12 protein-coding genes are annotated in these 13,389 nt (G+C 63.0%); 3 read left to right on the forward strand and 9 right to left on the reverse strand.

The window, feature by feature from the left end:
- Window positions 1-76: 76 nt before the first annotated feature.
- Entirely contained in the window at window positions 77-730 is a 654-nt protein-coding gene (locus tag BM048_RS05610) for a hypothetical protein (protein ID WP_139224309.1), read from the reverse strand.
- Between the two features lie 177 nt (window positions 731-907).
- Here BM048_RS05610 and BM048_RS18920 point away from each other — a divergent pair, with 177 nt between their 5' ends.
- Complete coding sequence (locus tag BM048_RS18920) at window positions 908-2,020, forward strand: glycosyltransferase (RefSeq protein ID WP_090031411.1); 1,113 nt, start codon at window positions 908-910, stop codon at window positions 2,018-2,020.
- A 46-nt stretch (window positions 2,021-2,066) separates the two neighbouring features.
- On the opposite strand, the gene BM048_RS05620 is transcribed toward BM048_RS18920, so the two are convergent.
- The 7 genes from BM048_RS05620 to BM048_RS17705 form a co-directional block, all read right to left on the reverse strand.
- A complete protein-coding gene (locus BM048_RS05620; RefSeq protein WP_175499323.1) occupies window positions 2,067-3,314 on the reverse strand; it encodes a glycosyltransferase family 4 protein in 1,248 nt (415 codons plus the stop codon).
- A gap of 1 nt (window position 3,315) precedes the next feature.
- Complete coding sequence (locus tag BM048_RS05625; RefSeq protein WP_139224310.1) at window positions 3,316-4,482, reverse strand: glycosyltransferase family 4 protein; 1,167 nt, start codon at window positions 4,480-4,482, stop codon at window positions 3,316-3,318.
- Window positions 4,483-4,558: 76 nt separating this feature from the next.
- Window positions 4,559-5,932 (reverse strand): O-antigen ligase family protein, encoded by a 1,374-nt coding sequence (locus BM048_RS05630; protein ID WP_139224311.1) that lies wholly within the window; start codon window positions 5,930-5,932, stop codon window positions 4,559-4,561.
- A gap of 14 nt (window positions 5,933-5,946) precedes the next feature.
- Window positions 5,947-6,420 (reverse strand): hypothetical protein, encoded by a 474-nt coding sequence (locus tag BM048_RS05635; RefSeq protein WP_139224312.1) that lies wholly within the window; start codon window positions 6,418-6,420, stop codon window positions 5,947-5,949.
- Window positions 6,421-6,602: 182 nt separating this feature from the next.
- Window positions 6,603-7,130, reverse strand: coding sequence for an acyltransferase (locus tag BM048_RS05640; protein WP_175499325.1), 528 nt, complete (start codon window positions 7,128-7,130; stop codon window positions 6,603-6,605).
- A gap of 137 nt (window positions 7,131-7,267) precedes the next feature.
- Window positions 7,268-8,074, reverse strand: coding sequence for a glycosyltransferase family 2 protein (locus tag BM048_RS05645; RefSeq protein ID WP_090031420.1), 807 nt, complete (start codon window positions 8,072-8,074; stop codon window positions 7,268-7,270).
- A 6-nt stretch (window positions 8,075-8,080) separates the two neighbouring features.
- On the reverse strand, window positions 8,081-9,133 hold the full coding sequence (locus BM048_RS17705) for an exostosin family protein (RefSeq protein WP_139224313.1): 1,053 nt from the start codon (window positions 9,131-9,133) through the stop codon (window positions 8,081-8,083).
- A 420-nt stretch (window positions 9,134-9,553) separates the two neighbouring features.
- Here BM048_RS17705 and BM048_RS17710 point away from each other — a divergent pair, with 420 nt between their 5' ends.
- A complete protein-coding gene (locus tag BM048_RS17710) occupies window positions 9,554-10,579 on the forward strand; it encodes a lipopolysaccharide biosynthesis protein (RefSeq protein WP_139224314.1) in 1,026 nt (341 codons plus the stop codon).
- A gap of 524 nt (window positions 10,580-11,103) precedes the next feature.
- Window positions 11,104-12,072, forward strand: a complete 969-nt coding sequence (locus BM048_RS17715; RefSeq protein ID WP_139224315.1) for a hypothetical protein — start codon at window positions 11,104-11,106, stop codon at window positions 12,070-12,072.
- A gap of 88 nt (window positions 12,073-12,160) precedes the next feature.
- Here BM048_RS17715 and BM048_RS05655 read toward each other — a convergent pair whose 3' ends face one another.
- Window positions 12,161-13,384 carry a glycoside hydrolase family 26 protein gene (locus BM048_RS05655; RefSeq protein WP_090031423.1) on the reverse strand — a complete coding sequence of 408 codons (1,224 nt, stop codon included), beginning with the start codon at window positions 13,382-13,384 and terminating at the stop codon, window positions 12,161-12,163.
- Window positions 13,385-13,389 lie beyond the last annotated feature (5 nt).

The following is a 13,389-nucleotide window of genomic DNA, read 5'->3' on the forward strand; positions in this document are numbered from 1 at the left end:
GACGGACATACCGGGGCAACCCGGCGGCGGGTGCGAGGTCAGCGTAGCGGCGGCCGTTCTAGGACTTGTCGGCTGGCTACGTGACCTTGCTCGCTGAACTCGTGCGAAGCCACGCCGTTGCGGTTGTCAGGACCAGCACCGCACTCCCGGAGGTCTCAAGCGCCTCCTCCACGAGCATCATGGCCGCGTAGTGCGGCATCTGGACCGCACCGCGCCACTCGAAGGCCTCCAGAACCTGCGAGAACAGCCAACAACTCCCGACCGCCAGGAGACCTGGCAGCGTCCGCCGGTCGCGTCGCCACAGGGTCGTAACGAGTCGAAGCGCGAGAACGAGCGCGCCAAGGGCGAGTGGCGCGTACAGGACTTGCCAATCGACGCCCAGCGCCCGCTCGATCCCCTCGTGCACCGCCAGCGTCTCGTCGATCGCCATGACCAGAAGCCCAACCGCAAGCCAGACGTACAGACGCGTCACTCGCCGGCTCAGCAGCGCTGAGAACCCTGCCGCGACGATCAACAGGAGTGCGTTCCAGGCCGCGGGCACAGCGAACTCGGCGTCCGGGTTTAGCAAGCGTGAATAATGGCCCCAACGGCCGTCAGCTGCCACGTACATCGCCGAGGATGCACCCACGACGATCGCTGTGCCGACGAGAACGCCCGGTCTCAGCCACCTGGTGACCGGGCCTCGACGGCCCTGCGACCTCGTTGTGGACAGCTCCGGCACCGAAATCATGGCGGATGATAGCGCGGCGCACTCAGCCAGCAACGCTCTCAACCCAAATTCACCCGATAGGGTGGCCCTGACGTCGACCTGTGCCGATACGCCGTGGCGTCGAGCACACCACCGCCTGCAATCCTCCCCCACATCTTCACGTATCATACCGCTACACGGTCTTAAGGGGGCGGGAGTATGGTGCGGGTTGCGCTGGCGCACGACTATTTGACCCAACGGGGAGGCGCTGAGCGAGTCGCGCTAGCCCTCACTTCCGCGTTTCCGGGGTCTCCCCTATATACCAGCGTCTACGCCCCCGAGCAGACTTTTGACGGATTCCAAGATGTCCAGGTCCGCACTTCATTCCTGCAGCATTTTGGCCACTTCCGACGCGATCCTCGCCTGGCCTTGCCGCTTTTGCCGCTCGCGTGGAGCCAGACAAAAATTCGCGGCGCCGACGTAGTCATCGCTAGCAGCACAGGATGGGCACACGCCGTTGATGCCGGTGGCGCGAAAACAATCGTGTACTGCCACAACCCCGCTAGGTGGCTTTACCAGCCCGCGGATTACCACGCTTCGAAACTCCAGCGGGCCGCACTATCCCCGTTTATGCACGGCCTACGACGGTGGGATGCGAGAGCCGCGAAAAATGCTACATGCTATGTAGCAAATTCCACCGTCGTAGCTGCGAGGATCAAGCGAACATACGGCATTCATGCAGAGGTCGTGCACCCTCCCGTCGCCGTTGATACCGCGGCGAGAGCGGAAGCCATTGAAGGGCTCGAGCCAGGCTTTTGGTTGACCATCGCCAGGGGGCGCGGTTACAAGAACACGCAATCCATCATTGACGCAGTGGAACGTCTTCCCGGACACGAACTCGTCGTTGTCGGGGCGACTTCGGATACACCGCGCCGCTCGGGGAGCGTTCGCGCTCTGGGAGTAGTCTCCGATGCGCAGCTCCGCTGGTTGTACAAGAACGCACGCGCCCTCGTCTCGGTCTCCTACGAGGACTTCGGGTTGACGCCGATCGAGGCAAACGCCTTCGGTACACCAGTGGCGGTGCTTCGCGCTGGAGGCTTCCTCGACTCGACGGCGGAAGGCTCCTCAGGCGTCTTCATTGAAGACGAGTCGCCCATCGCTATCGTACAGGCACTCACGCGCTTCCCGGAGTTCGATCGGGAGCAAGTCGCACAGAACGCGCAGCGATTCTCAGTCTCAAAATACAACGCCACTATGAGAGACTTCGCGCAAGCTGTGGCATCTTCCAAGAGCCTCGATTGCGCATCAAAACATCGACGCTTGGTGCGGTGAACGCCACGACCGAACCGACAGGCGGCGGAAGAAACCCTCAAGACATTCAACGCCTAAGTGGGCGGAAAGAGGCTATAAGCGTTCGACTTAGGCGTCGAAGGACCCGAAGACTGCCTCGGGTGCCTTGCACCAACCGGTAGCAGTCGAGCAGCGTCGGCACTACCGCCTCAGGTTGGAACCGAGCTGCTTGTAGAGGACCCGCCGCCCCGATTCTCGTACGAAGGTCATCTGCGCTTGCCACAAGTTCGAGACATCGCCGCAATTCTTCGACATTCCCTGTCGCATAAAGCAGGCCATTCACGCCGTGCTCGATGTTTTCCGCGGGCCCTCCGCTGTCCGCAGCGACGACAGCAAGACCCGCCGACATTCCCTCAATGACCACTTGCCCGAAGGGCTCGGGCAGGATCGACGAATGAACCAGGACGTCGAGGGAGCCGAGAACAGACCCCACATCCTGGACGAAACCCAGAAATTGCACCTGGTCGGCGACACCGAGCTCGACGGCTAGTAGCTTGATACTCTCGAAGTACGCGTCTTCCCCAAACAAGGGCGCTCCGCAGATCACGAGCCGCTCCCCGCCTCCTCGGAACGCTCCTGCGAACGCCTCAATGAGCTCAGCCTGCCCCTTCCAAGGCGCTATCCGACCGATGCAGCCGAAATGTAGATCGTGATCGATACCATCAACACGTTGACCGACGCCGACCGCCGGCACAGCCGGTGGCACCACCCTGACGCGGGTCGAGGGCAAGAGCGTCGAGGCTGAAGACTGCGAGTTTGCCACGACCAAGTCCGGGACGACAGCACACCAAAAGCGCATCGTGCGAGCAAACACGCGTGCGAAATACCGCTCATCGACGCGATCGTGGAGTCTCAAGATCAGCGGACGGCCAACGAGAATGGCGGCGATTCCGCCATACACGTGCGACTTCATGGAACCCGTCTCTACGACGTCCACCCGCAACCGCCGAAACAAGACCGCATGTCGCCAGACCATGCGAACGATCCCACTCGAAGATTGAAGCACCGAGACGAAGCCGCCCTCCCGGCGCAATTGCGAGAGTGCTCGAAGTGAATCGACGATTATGACGTCGACGCCCCGCACCCTCAATGCGTCGGCTAATGGCCCGTCTTCGCCCAGCATGACCACGACGTCGACATCGTTCGTCAACCACGGCACGATGTTGGCGAGCGCGATCTCCGCGCCGCTGAGTTTTGCTGAGTGCGTAAGGAACGCAATCTTCCCCTTGCTGCCCCGACGACGGACCGCCGTGGGACTGTGCGGGCGAACAGGCATGCTACCGACCATCTGAATCCAACCCCCGCACCGAAGTCGGGACGGAAATTCCCCACACTTGCTCGGCCAGGATGCGCGCCTCCGTGGCAACATTGAAGCGTTCCTGCACCATCGCTCTGCCTCGACGAGCCGCCTCTGCGCGCAGCGCTGCCTCTTGAGTTAGAGCAGCTCTGATTGCGCGAGAGAGCTCCTGCTTGTCGAACGGAGGCACCAGATACCCCACGTCGGGTGTCACCAACTCGGGGATACCCGCGAACGCGGTAGAGACAACGGCAGTCTCCAACGCCAGGGCCTCCATCAGCACCACTGGGAGGCCATCGCCGTGGTGATCATCGGACGGTAGCGCAGGCAGTACAAAACAGGAGGATCTAGCAATCGCCGACAGCACGGCTTCGTTAGTCACCGACCCATGAAGGATCACGCGATCCCTGAAGGCGGTCGACGAAAAGAAGTTTTGGACCTGGGTGTAGAGGGGGCCGTCACCATAGATGTGCCACTCGAGCGTTGGGTGCTCATCCATCACGGCTGGAAGTACGTCCAACAACTCAAGGTAGCCCTTGGTGGGAACCATCCGTCCTACCGTGATGAGCCCTCGCCTCTCCTTCTGCGGCACGACCGACGGGAGCTCCCTGAAATCTATGCCACAGTGCACTACCGCAACCCTCTTGTCCGCGTGCCTGGCGAGAAGCGTAGCGGCAACATGCCCGCTGGCGGCGACTATCGCGGATGCCGACGCGATTCGTTCGCTATAGAGAAGCGGTTCCCAGGGCATGTACGCGTCGCCGGCATGGGCGGTTACGCTGAAGTTGGCGCCGGTAGCACGCGCGATGATGCGCCCGACATCTGCTGGTCTAGCCAGAAAATGCGCGTGCACATGCGTAGGCGGGTGTTTCGCCAGCGCCGCCATCGCTCCACCGGCCCGAAGAACAGCATAAGCCAGCCGGGACAACTCCCTCCATGACCTATTCCTGAGGAGTTCTGTCGTAAGGCGTATCTCGCCGGCACCAAGGCGCAGAGCCCACGCAAGACCCTTCACTGCGGCCTTCTTGGGTATGACAGCTGCAATCGCAGGCCGATCGCGCGCTGGCTCACCAAGGGGAAATACGCGCACATTGACACCCATAGCTATCATGGCCGCAATTTCTCGGGTTACGAAGGTCTCCGACACGCTCGGATAGTTGCTGACTACATACAGCACCCGCGAGCCCGCTCGTTTAGTGCGATCCGTTAGGTTTTTGTTCTCGCTACGCAATGACTGTCCCCTCCGGTCGCTCCTGTCGCAGCGCTGCACCGCGACGGACCACAAGATCACTGAACAGGTATCCTACCGAGGGCCAAAAGAAGTAGCCTATGCTACCGCTGACTGCCGCTCCACTGAGCTCGAACACCGCGCCGAGTACGACGACAGAAAGAGCCAAACCGGCCGCTGCGTCGGTGGGAGCGGCACGCAAACCCTCCCTAACAGCGAGTAGTACAATCGCCAGGAAGATCACGAGCCCGAACATGCCGAGCTCAAGGCCTCTTGCAAGGTATCCGTTATCGAGCGGCGTCACGGTCCCCGGACCAGAACCAAAGGGCGAGCGCAACACGCTGGCGAATTGCGCGAGCAACTCAGTACGTTCCTGGAAACTTCCGTCCTCACCGAGGGCGGACAACGAGTAGCGAGCTGCGGAGACGGACGACTCGCTCCCGCCGCGGTCCAACCACACCGGTAAGGTCGACACGATTGCGACGCTCGCGCCTGCCAGGACGACGGCCCCCGGAGCGCCCAATCTGCGCGAAGCGACCAGCGCTACGATCAATGCGATCGGAACGGCAAATATTGCGGCGCGGACAGATGACAGACACATCGCCACGAACAAGATGAGTGCGACTGCGACGAATATGGCGCGTCGACCGTCGCTGTACGCCGCCCTGACGGCGCAGAGGGTCACTGCGATCGCCAGGAAGAGCGCGTATGGCCCAGGACTCTCCATGGTACTGAAGACACGGAATTGACCCTGTATCGGTGGTCCGATGCTCACAAGGACTTCCTGGCGATCGCGAAGCCACGCCAAGTCCCACGACGGTGCATAAAATCGTTGCATGATGCCATACACGGCGACCACGACGCCTGTCGCGACCGCAACCCGTAGTACCTTCAGGTGCAGGCCGACGAACAGGCCGCATGCAATCCCGACACCGGCGACCAAGGGCACCAACTGAAGGATTGCACCGTAGAGCACTGCCGATTGCCCTTGGACTAGCCCGACAGCTGCACTGACGAGGATCGAACCACAACAAGCGAGCAGCAGTAGTGCTCCCCCGCGCCGAACCGCGACGCGGGACCTGAGGATCGAGATCAGGACCGGGGCCGCCACCATCACCGGCAGCAGCACGAGTGGGTCATTCTCGACGTACCCGCGTTCGCCAGCGGATATCCGACGAATGCCTGCTATAAAAGGCACAAGCGCGATCGCGGCAAGGTATACGCGTTCCTCGTCAGCGATGTAGACGATTGACGAAATACATGCGAAGACCACCACCGCTGCCCACCGCCCACCAACACTCACGGCAACAAGTGACGCGGGCAGTGCAGCGAACAGCGGCAGAAAGTAAGCCGCCTTGAGACGGCGCACGGACCGGTGACGTCTCATGCCTGCTGGGATCGACGCCACAAGAGGTAGCAGATCGCCGCCGCGATCGAGCCCGCTGCGACTCCGCCATAGAGCACCGTGATCGCGGCGGATCGGGTAGTTCGGGGCTCGCCAGCGGGCTCCGCTACCGTCAGCACGTATGGCAGCGGAGACGCAGGAGCACCGCCGAGCGATGTTTGAAGCTGCCCGTTCACTGCGTCTTCCAATGCCGCAATAACTTCCGCGGCCGAGTCGATCGTCCGCGCCTCGACCTCTACATCGATCAATGTCGTGTCGGGGACCCACTGCGCTGATATCTCGGCCGCGGAACCCTCCCCGACGTCGCTCTCGAGTGCCGACCGCATGGCTCGCCCAGAAATGATCTGCGCGTAGGTCTGGCCCCAGACCTCGAGCGAGTCGCGTGACAGCGTGGTAGCGGTCGTAGGCTCCGAAGGGACGGCCACAAGATTGAACGTCGTGCTCGCACTCACCGCACTAGGCACGACAGCTGCAAAGCCCGCTCCAGTTAGGGCCCCCAGGGCTGCCGCCGCAGCTACCAGCAAACACGCGATGCGAAGCCTCATGCTCGTACTTTATCCGACTGCGGACCAGCGGTGTGTAGGGGGGACGAGACGTCGACCACTCAGTACGGCAACGAGGGCGGCCACAGATGTCAGCTCTTGGGCGCCACGGATCTCTCCGTCCTTGAGAAGTAACCGCCCTCGGTCGAGCCTTTGAGGCGCGCCGGCACGCCAGCGTAAAGCCCTGCGGGCACAACCGCTCGGTCCGACACGCGGACCAGGACGGCCCCTGCGGCCAGAACACTGCGTGCGGGGAGCGCTGCGCCCGCGAGTATCGTGCAGTTGCTGCCGACCAGGCAGTAGTCACCGATCGTCACGGGGAGCGCGCGCTGCTCGTTCTCTGTGACGTCGATTCCGTGGCTCAGAATGGTGGAGCGCAGCCCCGCAATTGTGCTGAAGGCACCGATCGAGACGCCACCTGAGCAGTCGAAATAGTGACGCCCAGTGATGGACGCCGATGCGCGGACCGTCAACTTGGCGGGCCCGCACGTCGAGGCAAACTCGGCACCCGCTGTGAAGAAGTTCCAACTGCCGATATACGCGTGCTCGCCGATCGACAACTGGTCGACGCCTTTGAAGACATTACCCGAGCGAATCACAGATCCGCGCGCCACCGTCATCTGCGAGCACCGAAGGACTAGATTGGGCCCAAAGACGGCGTCCTTCGCAACGGCTGCGCCGGCTGCCCGGAGCAACCGATTCTTCGTCGTACTGGCCGGGAGAAGGCAAAGGACAGCCCAGACCATTTGGCGTGCCGTCACGCCGCTTTCTCCTCAACTGTCAATGAGCTCGATACGCGTAGCTCGTTCTCTAGCAGTTTGGCGTACCGGATGAAGTCGCTCAGTGCTTTAATTCCCGCATGAGCCGCTCCGCGGCGCCCCAACCGCCACTCACCCTTGATCAAGAAGTGCCAGACGAAGCGAGCAATGGGTCGAGCGGTCAGGTCTAATACCGTCGCCCGGCGGCCAGCGGCCACTAGTGCTGCGGCCTCGGCTGTCGCATACCGGTTGAATAGCGCCACCAATCCGTCAACAGATAAGTCATTGATGTGCAAGAGTTGCCCACGGATCGGTTGCGGCTTCTCCGGTGTTTTGACGAGTTCGTGCACCTCAACCGACTCATCCCAAGACGCCGTAGTCCGGTTGTATACCCGGACGTAATTCAATCGATTTGCGCTTCTCGCACTATTTGGAAGCATCTTGCCCAGGAAGTCGTTGCGTCGATCAACCGAGAAGGACTGAGTGCTTCGAGGAACTCCGTCGATGACCTCCCGAATAGCTCCCGCCAACTGAGGAGTGACAACTTCGTCGGCGTCGATGCTGAGGATCCAGTCGTTGCGAGCCAAAGAGGCTGCGAAATTCTTCTGTGCGGAGAACCCTAGCCACTCGTGCTCAAAGACGCGTGCGCCCGCGCCGCGCGCAATCTCCACAGTCCCGTCCGTGCTGCCAGAATCTACGACCACTACCTCAGCCGTCCAGGCGAGTGAACGTAGAGCCCGACCAATTTTCTCGGCTTCATTCAACGTGCAGATCACCGCAGAGATTGGGACCAATTCGTCCGTCATTTCGATTCACCGCCTCCTCTTCTCTTGCATGGCAAACGCACGTGTCAACTCCTGCGCAGACGACCTGCCGACGGCGTCAGGTGCATATGTCGACGACCACGCCCTTAGGCATTGCTCGTGAAGACCCTGACCGTATCCCTGCGCATGAAGACCCTCGACCGGCAGCAGGTAGTCGATGATCCGTGGGAGTTCCGCCCAGTTCTTCAGGCGAACATGAGGCCCAGAACTATAGTATCTGTGGCGCGGGAGCGGCTCAACAATCGGTACTGCTCCTGCCCCGATCGCCTCGAAGAAGCGAAATGTCTCAAGATGAGTACCCCTGGGGACCAGCGCCACTCGCGCGTTTCCCATCGCGCGGCTATAGGCGTTTTGATCGCTCGCGATCGACTCGACGAAACCTCCCGTCTCCCCGAGACGGAATTTCAGGTCAGGTCTCCGTAGTTTCACATCATTGACAGCTGCGAGCATGTCCCGGCGGGCGTACTCCTTCGGTCCGGCGACACGACGCGAGCCTTCTTGCCCGTGAGCGATGCTGCCTAAGAAGATTACATCGACGGTCCGCTCTTCCCAAGGCACCGCCTGCGTTGGAGGCGGACTCAAGGCGCCAAGGGGAATCACGATCACCGGTGTCCGCGCGCACATCCGTGTGAGCCGCCAGCGAAGGTGGCGGGGACGTCCCGGCAAGGTTTTGAGTGTCACGCGAATCCACTGCAGGACGCTCATGGCCTGTAGACCGACCGATGCACGGACACCGGGCCAGCCAAGCGCAGGGAACGTCCCGTTGGTCTTGAGCACGGCAGCTACATCGTCGACGTACCTCGGCCACCGACACCATTCGTCGGCTACCTGCAGGACGATCACATCCTTGCCGGAGAACGGCAACGTGTCTGTCGACCAAGTAAGGACGAACCGAAACCTTGGTTCGCATAGTTCCGCGTCCAAGGCCGAGAGGAGAGCTCCGTAATACGCGCAGTCCTTCGGCAAGCCGGCGGTGTCGTCGAGATCCGTCCATGGCATGATGCGGCCATCCGGCAGGACCACCGTGAACCTGCTCGCCATCACTCACCCCTGGGTCTCGCCTGTGGTCGCGGTACTTACCGCGGGGAGGATCTCACGCGAGCAAGGCGGACGACGGGGCACACGAGCTGTCCAGGCACAACTCCGTTGTGTCGTCGCCCACACTGCGGAGGGTTGAGCACCATGGTCAAGCGCGAGATGAGCGCGGGACGCGCGATGCTTGCCACAGGCGCGTCTTCGCTCGTGTTGCCCATGGCAGCTCTCATCACATCCCCACTTCTCGCTAGGGCTCTCAACCCCGAAGGCCGGGGGTCGATGTCCGCCGTGCTGAGTCCTGCCATGTTAGTCGCCGGCTTAGCTGGCCTAGGGCTGCCCGCGGCCACACTGTTTCACACGGCACGTGGCGGCATGTCGCACAGGGCGTTCTTGCGAGTTTGCGCAGCGGCGGTAGCTGCAGGTGTCGTGGCAGCGCTTCTGCTGACGCTCTTTCGGCCGCCCGCTATAGACGCCCAAGGAGGGATCCGCTCAGTCTACGAATGTGTCGCATGGACGCTGCCGGCAGTACTTCTTGTCGACGTCCTTCGAGCGCGAGCACTCGGCTATGGCAAGTATGGCGTCGCCGTGGCCGAGCGATGGACGGCCGGTATAGTGAGATTCATAGCGGTGGTCGTGTGCTTTCTCGCAGGTTGGCTCGAGAGCGTAGTAGTGGCCGTTCTCGCATCGTGGCTTCCGGGACTCGTCGTGGGGCTTGTTCTACATCTCGCATCTGGGCGGCGCTCAACGGACGGCGCCGCACTCGCCGAGGCTGACGCTGGCAAAATTGCTTCGTACGCAGCACGGTCCTGGGCGAGCAGCGTCGTCGGCCTGGCCCTCATTCGCGCGACCGAGGTATACATGGCCGCGAACTCGACCGCGACGCAACTCGGACTGTTTGTCATTGCAGCCGCAGTCGCGGACGTTCCGATACTCGCACTGAGTGCCGTAAGAGACATCGTCGTCCGGACACTTTCGCGACCCGAGGTCGACTTCGCCGCTCGCCTTGGTTTGATGCTTCGCGTCGTTGGCGGCCTTAGCGTCGGATCTTCCATCGCCATCGTCCTGGCGGCACCCGTACTGGTTCCGCTTGTCTTCGGTCGCGATTACGGCCCTGCCGTTGCGGTAGTTCAGGTCCTGGTGGTCGCGACCATCGGGAACTCGTTGTCATCGGTCCTCTTTGCAGGACTCGCCGCACGGGACCGCCCACAAGCGCAGGTCGTCGCGCAACTTTTCGGTCTCGCCGCCATGATTCCCGGCCTCGTGCTATCCGTCCCAACATTCGGTGCGCTGGGGGCTGCGGCTACCGTAGCCGTGGCCCAGTTGGTGACAGCGTTTGCAGCGTTCGTCATCACCGCGAGGTCGATGGCGTTCCCTATGATGGCGCTGCTGGTCCCCAATCGAGGAGACGTACGAGCTGTCATCTACGTGCTGAAACCGGGCAAAACAACCTAAAGCCGTGAAGCTCCATACCAGTGGCGGCGCCCGAGCCCTCAAGGGCGTCCGTTCCCATGCCGACATAGCGGAGCATGGGCATCCCTCATCGGAGCTTCCGCGGACTCGTCGCTCTCGCACTCACGGCTGCAACCGCTGCCGCTGGTGTCGTATGCGTCGCTACCAGCTCGGCGGCCAATGCGGCTGACACGGTCTGGGCGGCACCAACGGGCGACCAGCTCGTGGATTCGATTGGCGTCGGAACCCACTGGGACTACCTGGATACGCCCTACGGGGCGGCATATCCCTCGATAAGGAGACTCCTGGTAGCGAGCGGAGTTCGCCACGTCCGTGGGGACGCTTCGAGGGCCCCCGATCTGTTCTCGTCCGGGATCAAGACGACCGTGGGTGTCGATTCGGCGATGGACGGGTCCGGCGATCCTGCACTTCAGATCGCCCAACTCGCACCTCTGGCCGCCTCTGGCGCTATCGCGGGCTTTGAGGGCCCTAACGAGCCTGATCTGTACTGGACTCAAGGTCACCGCGTGTACAAGGGACGCACCTTTCCTGATGCCGCGATGGAGTGGCAGAAGGACCTGTACCGCGCCGCAAAGGCCGACAGTCGTACGGCCGGCATTCCAGTCATCGGCCCCAGCCTGGGAGGCACGTACTGGGGCGGTGGAAATCCCTTCCCAGCGAATAGCCTCGCGCCATACGTCGATTGGGGGAATTTTCATCCATACCCTGGGGGCAACTCGTTTTCCTACCCGTCCGACTATGCGGGGATCTCGCGGTACTACTGGAATGCAGATTTCCCAAGTGTCGCTCTTGATCGCTACCCAACGAATTTCGACACGTACCGCCCGCCATTTGGCTTGCGGCCCATGGCGGCGACGGAGACGGGATATTCGACGTTTCGATTCGGGCAGTCTGAGAAGATGCAGGGGCGGTACGTGCCGCGCATCTTCCTAGAAAACTTCCGCCTCGGCATTCGCCGGACTTTCCTGTACGAGTTGGTAGACTCCTTCGACGACCCGACAGGCTATAACCGCGAAGCGCATTTTGGTCTCCTACGGCACGATCTCACGCCGAAGCCAGCGTTCTACGCGCTCCAGTCTCTAATCTCGGCGGTAAGCGCTCCGAAGCCGTCCGCATTGACTAAGCCAAACCCACCCTCGCCACAGCTGACGCTACAGGTGAATGCACCTGCTGGATACGATGCCTCAGGGCTGCATCACCTCCAATTCGCGAGAGCGGACGGCTCGACTGTGTTAGCGCTGTGGCATGAAATTAGCGGAGACGACCTCTCGCCATTGCAGTCGACACCGCAGCAGCCGATCCGGGAGGTCTACCACCCCTGTCTCGCGGTTACGGTCTCGGGAGTGGACCTGTCTGCTGCCAGGACGACAGCGATCGGGGACGATGGCCGATTGGTTCCCATACCCAGCCGAGCCGCCACCACTGGCCTTAAAGTCCAAGTGGGAGAGCAAGTCACGTTCGTCACCGTGCCGTGACAACCGTCTTCGTTCATCTCCCACCTCGACCGCAAGCGAGCGATAGCTCGATCGTTCGCCTACCCCTGTGCCCAGCGCATCCCAAGTTTCAGTACCGAGGCACAGAGAGAACCCCTTGCAACGTGGCGAGGACGGCGGGGTTGCTGGTCGCGCGCCAGTCGACGACGCCGTAGCCCTCCTGCTCCGACTTCAGGTGCTCGAACCAGTTGACCATCTTCAGGCGGGGGAACTCGTCGCCCAGGCCGAGGACCTGGTCCATCCATGCGCTCTTGATGCTCAGCTCGTCGGCGCCGCCCGTGGCGTCGGTGTTGTAGAGCGCGCCGGTCTCGGACAGGGCCATCGGCTTGCGGGTGGCGTAGGTGGCGTAGAAGTCGGGGACGGCGGTCTCGTCGGGCGCGAAGCCCATGGTCGGGTCCGTGCCGCCGGCGTAGGTGCCGGTGAGCTGGGCGGCGAAGCGGCCGGCGTCGGGGACCTCGTTCTCGCCCCACGGCCAGGTGTAGCCGAACCAGTAGAGGGTCAGGCCCACCCAGTCCACGGCGTCGTCGCCCGGGTAGAACGGGGCGTACATGTCGTCGGCCATCGTCAGCGCGCCGTCGCCGTCGGTGTCCATCGCGGACCAGTCGGCCGTGCCCGGCTTCGCGGTCCAGCCGCCGCCGTCGAAGGGGAAGCCGCCGCCGTAGTTCGGCGACCACACCATGGCGTTGCCGGGGGCGTCGGTGTGCACGGCCTGCGCGACGACGCGGAACGCCGCGACGTAGGCCGCCGGCTGCTGGCCCCACGGGTACCAGCCGCCGTTCATCTCGTGCGCGAACCGCACGTAGACCTGCGGGCCGATCGCGTTGACCTGCCGCAGGACGCCGGCCAGCGCCTCGGCCGCCGCGGTGTCGCTGGTCAGGCCGTCCATGGGCTCGAGCGTGAGGAAGACGTCGCCGTCCTGCGCCTGCGCGCCGCGCGCGGCGGACAGGAGCTGATCCGTGCGCTCCGCGGTGAGCGGGTAGTCGAGGAAGATGCCGTACTGCGCGGGCTGCAGGCCCAGCCGCCCGACGAGCGAGGTCGGGTCGTCCTCGGTCCACGCGAGCTGCACGCCGAAGCGGGTGGTGCCGTCGGCGGGCTCGAGGTCCGCCAGGTCGGGGGCGTCGGCCGCGGCCGGGACGGGCGGGGCGTCGGCGGCGGACGTGCCGGCCGACGCCGGGCCGGCGCCCGGCCCCACCGCGCCGACGTACACGGCGACGACGGCGACCAGTGCGAGGACGGCGGCCAGCGCGGCGACGAGGGTGACGCCCGCGCGCCGGGCGGTGGTGGACCGGGTCATCGGTG

Source organism: Cellulomonas marina, assembly GCF_900111925.1.
Classification (GTDB): Bacteria; Actinomycetota; Actinomycetes; order Actinomycetales; family Cellulomonadaceae; genus Cellulomonas; species Cellulomonas marina.

What these genes read in the sequence shown, in the direction of transcription:
- BM048_RS05620 (WP_175499323.1), bottom strand. Translation starts at nt 3,314, where the DNA reads ATGCCTGTTCGCCCGCACAGTCCCACGGCGGTCCGTCGTCGGGGCAGC.
- BM048_RS18920 (WP_090031411.1), top strand. Translation starts at nt 908, where the DNA reads ATGGTGCGGGTTGCGCTGGCGCACGACTATTTGACCCAACGGGGAGGC.
- BM048_RS05610 (WP_139224309.1), bottom strand. Translation starts at nt 730, where the DNA reads ATGATTTCGGTGCCGGAGCTGTCCACAACGAGGTCGCAGGGCCGTCGA.
- BM048_RS05645 (WP_090031420.1), bottom strand. Translation starts at nt 8,074, where the DNA reads ATGACGGACGAATTGGTCCCAATCTCTGCGGTGATCTGCACGTTGAAT.
- BM048_RS17705 (WP_139224313.1), bottom strand. Translation starts at nt 9,133, where the DNA reads ATGGCGAGCAGGTTCACGGTGGTCCTGCCGGATGGCCGCATCATGCCA.
- BM048_RS05655 (WP_090031423.1), bottom strand. Translation starts at nt 13,384, where the DNA reads ATGACCCGGTCCACCACCGCCCGGCGCGCGGGCGTCACCCTCGTCGCC.
- BM048_RS05640 (WP_175499325.1), bottom strand. Translation starts at nt 7,130, where the DNA reads ATGACGGTGGCGCGCGGATCTGTGATTCGCTCGGGTAATGTCTTCAAA.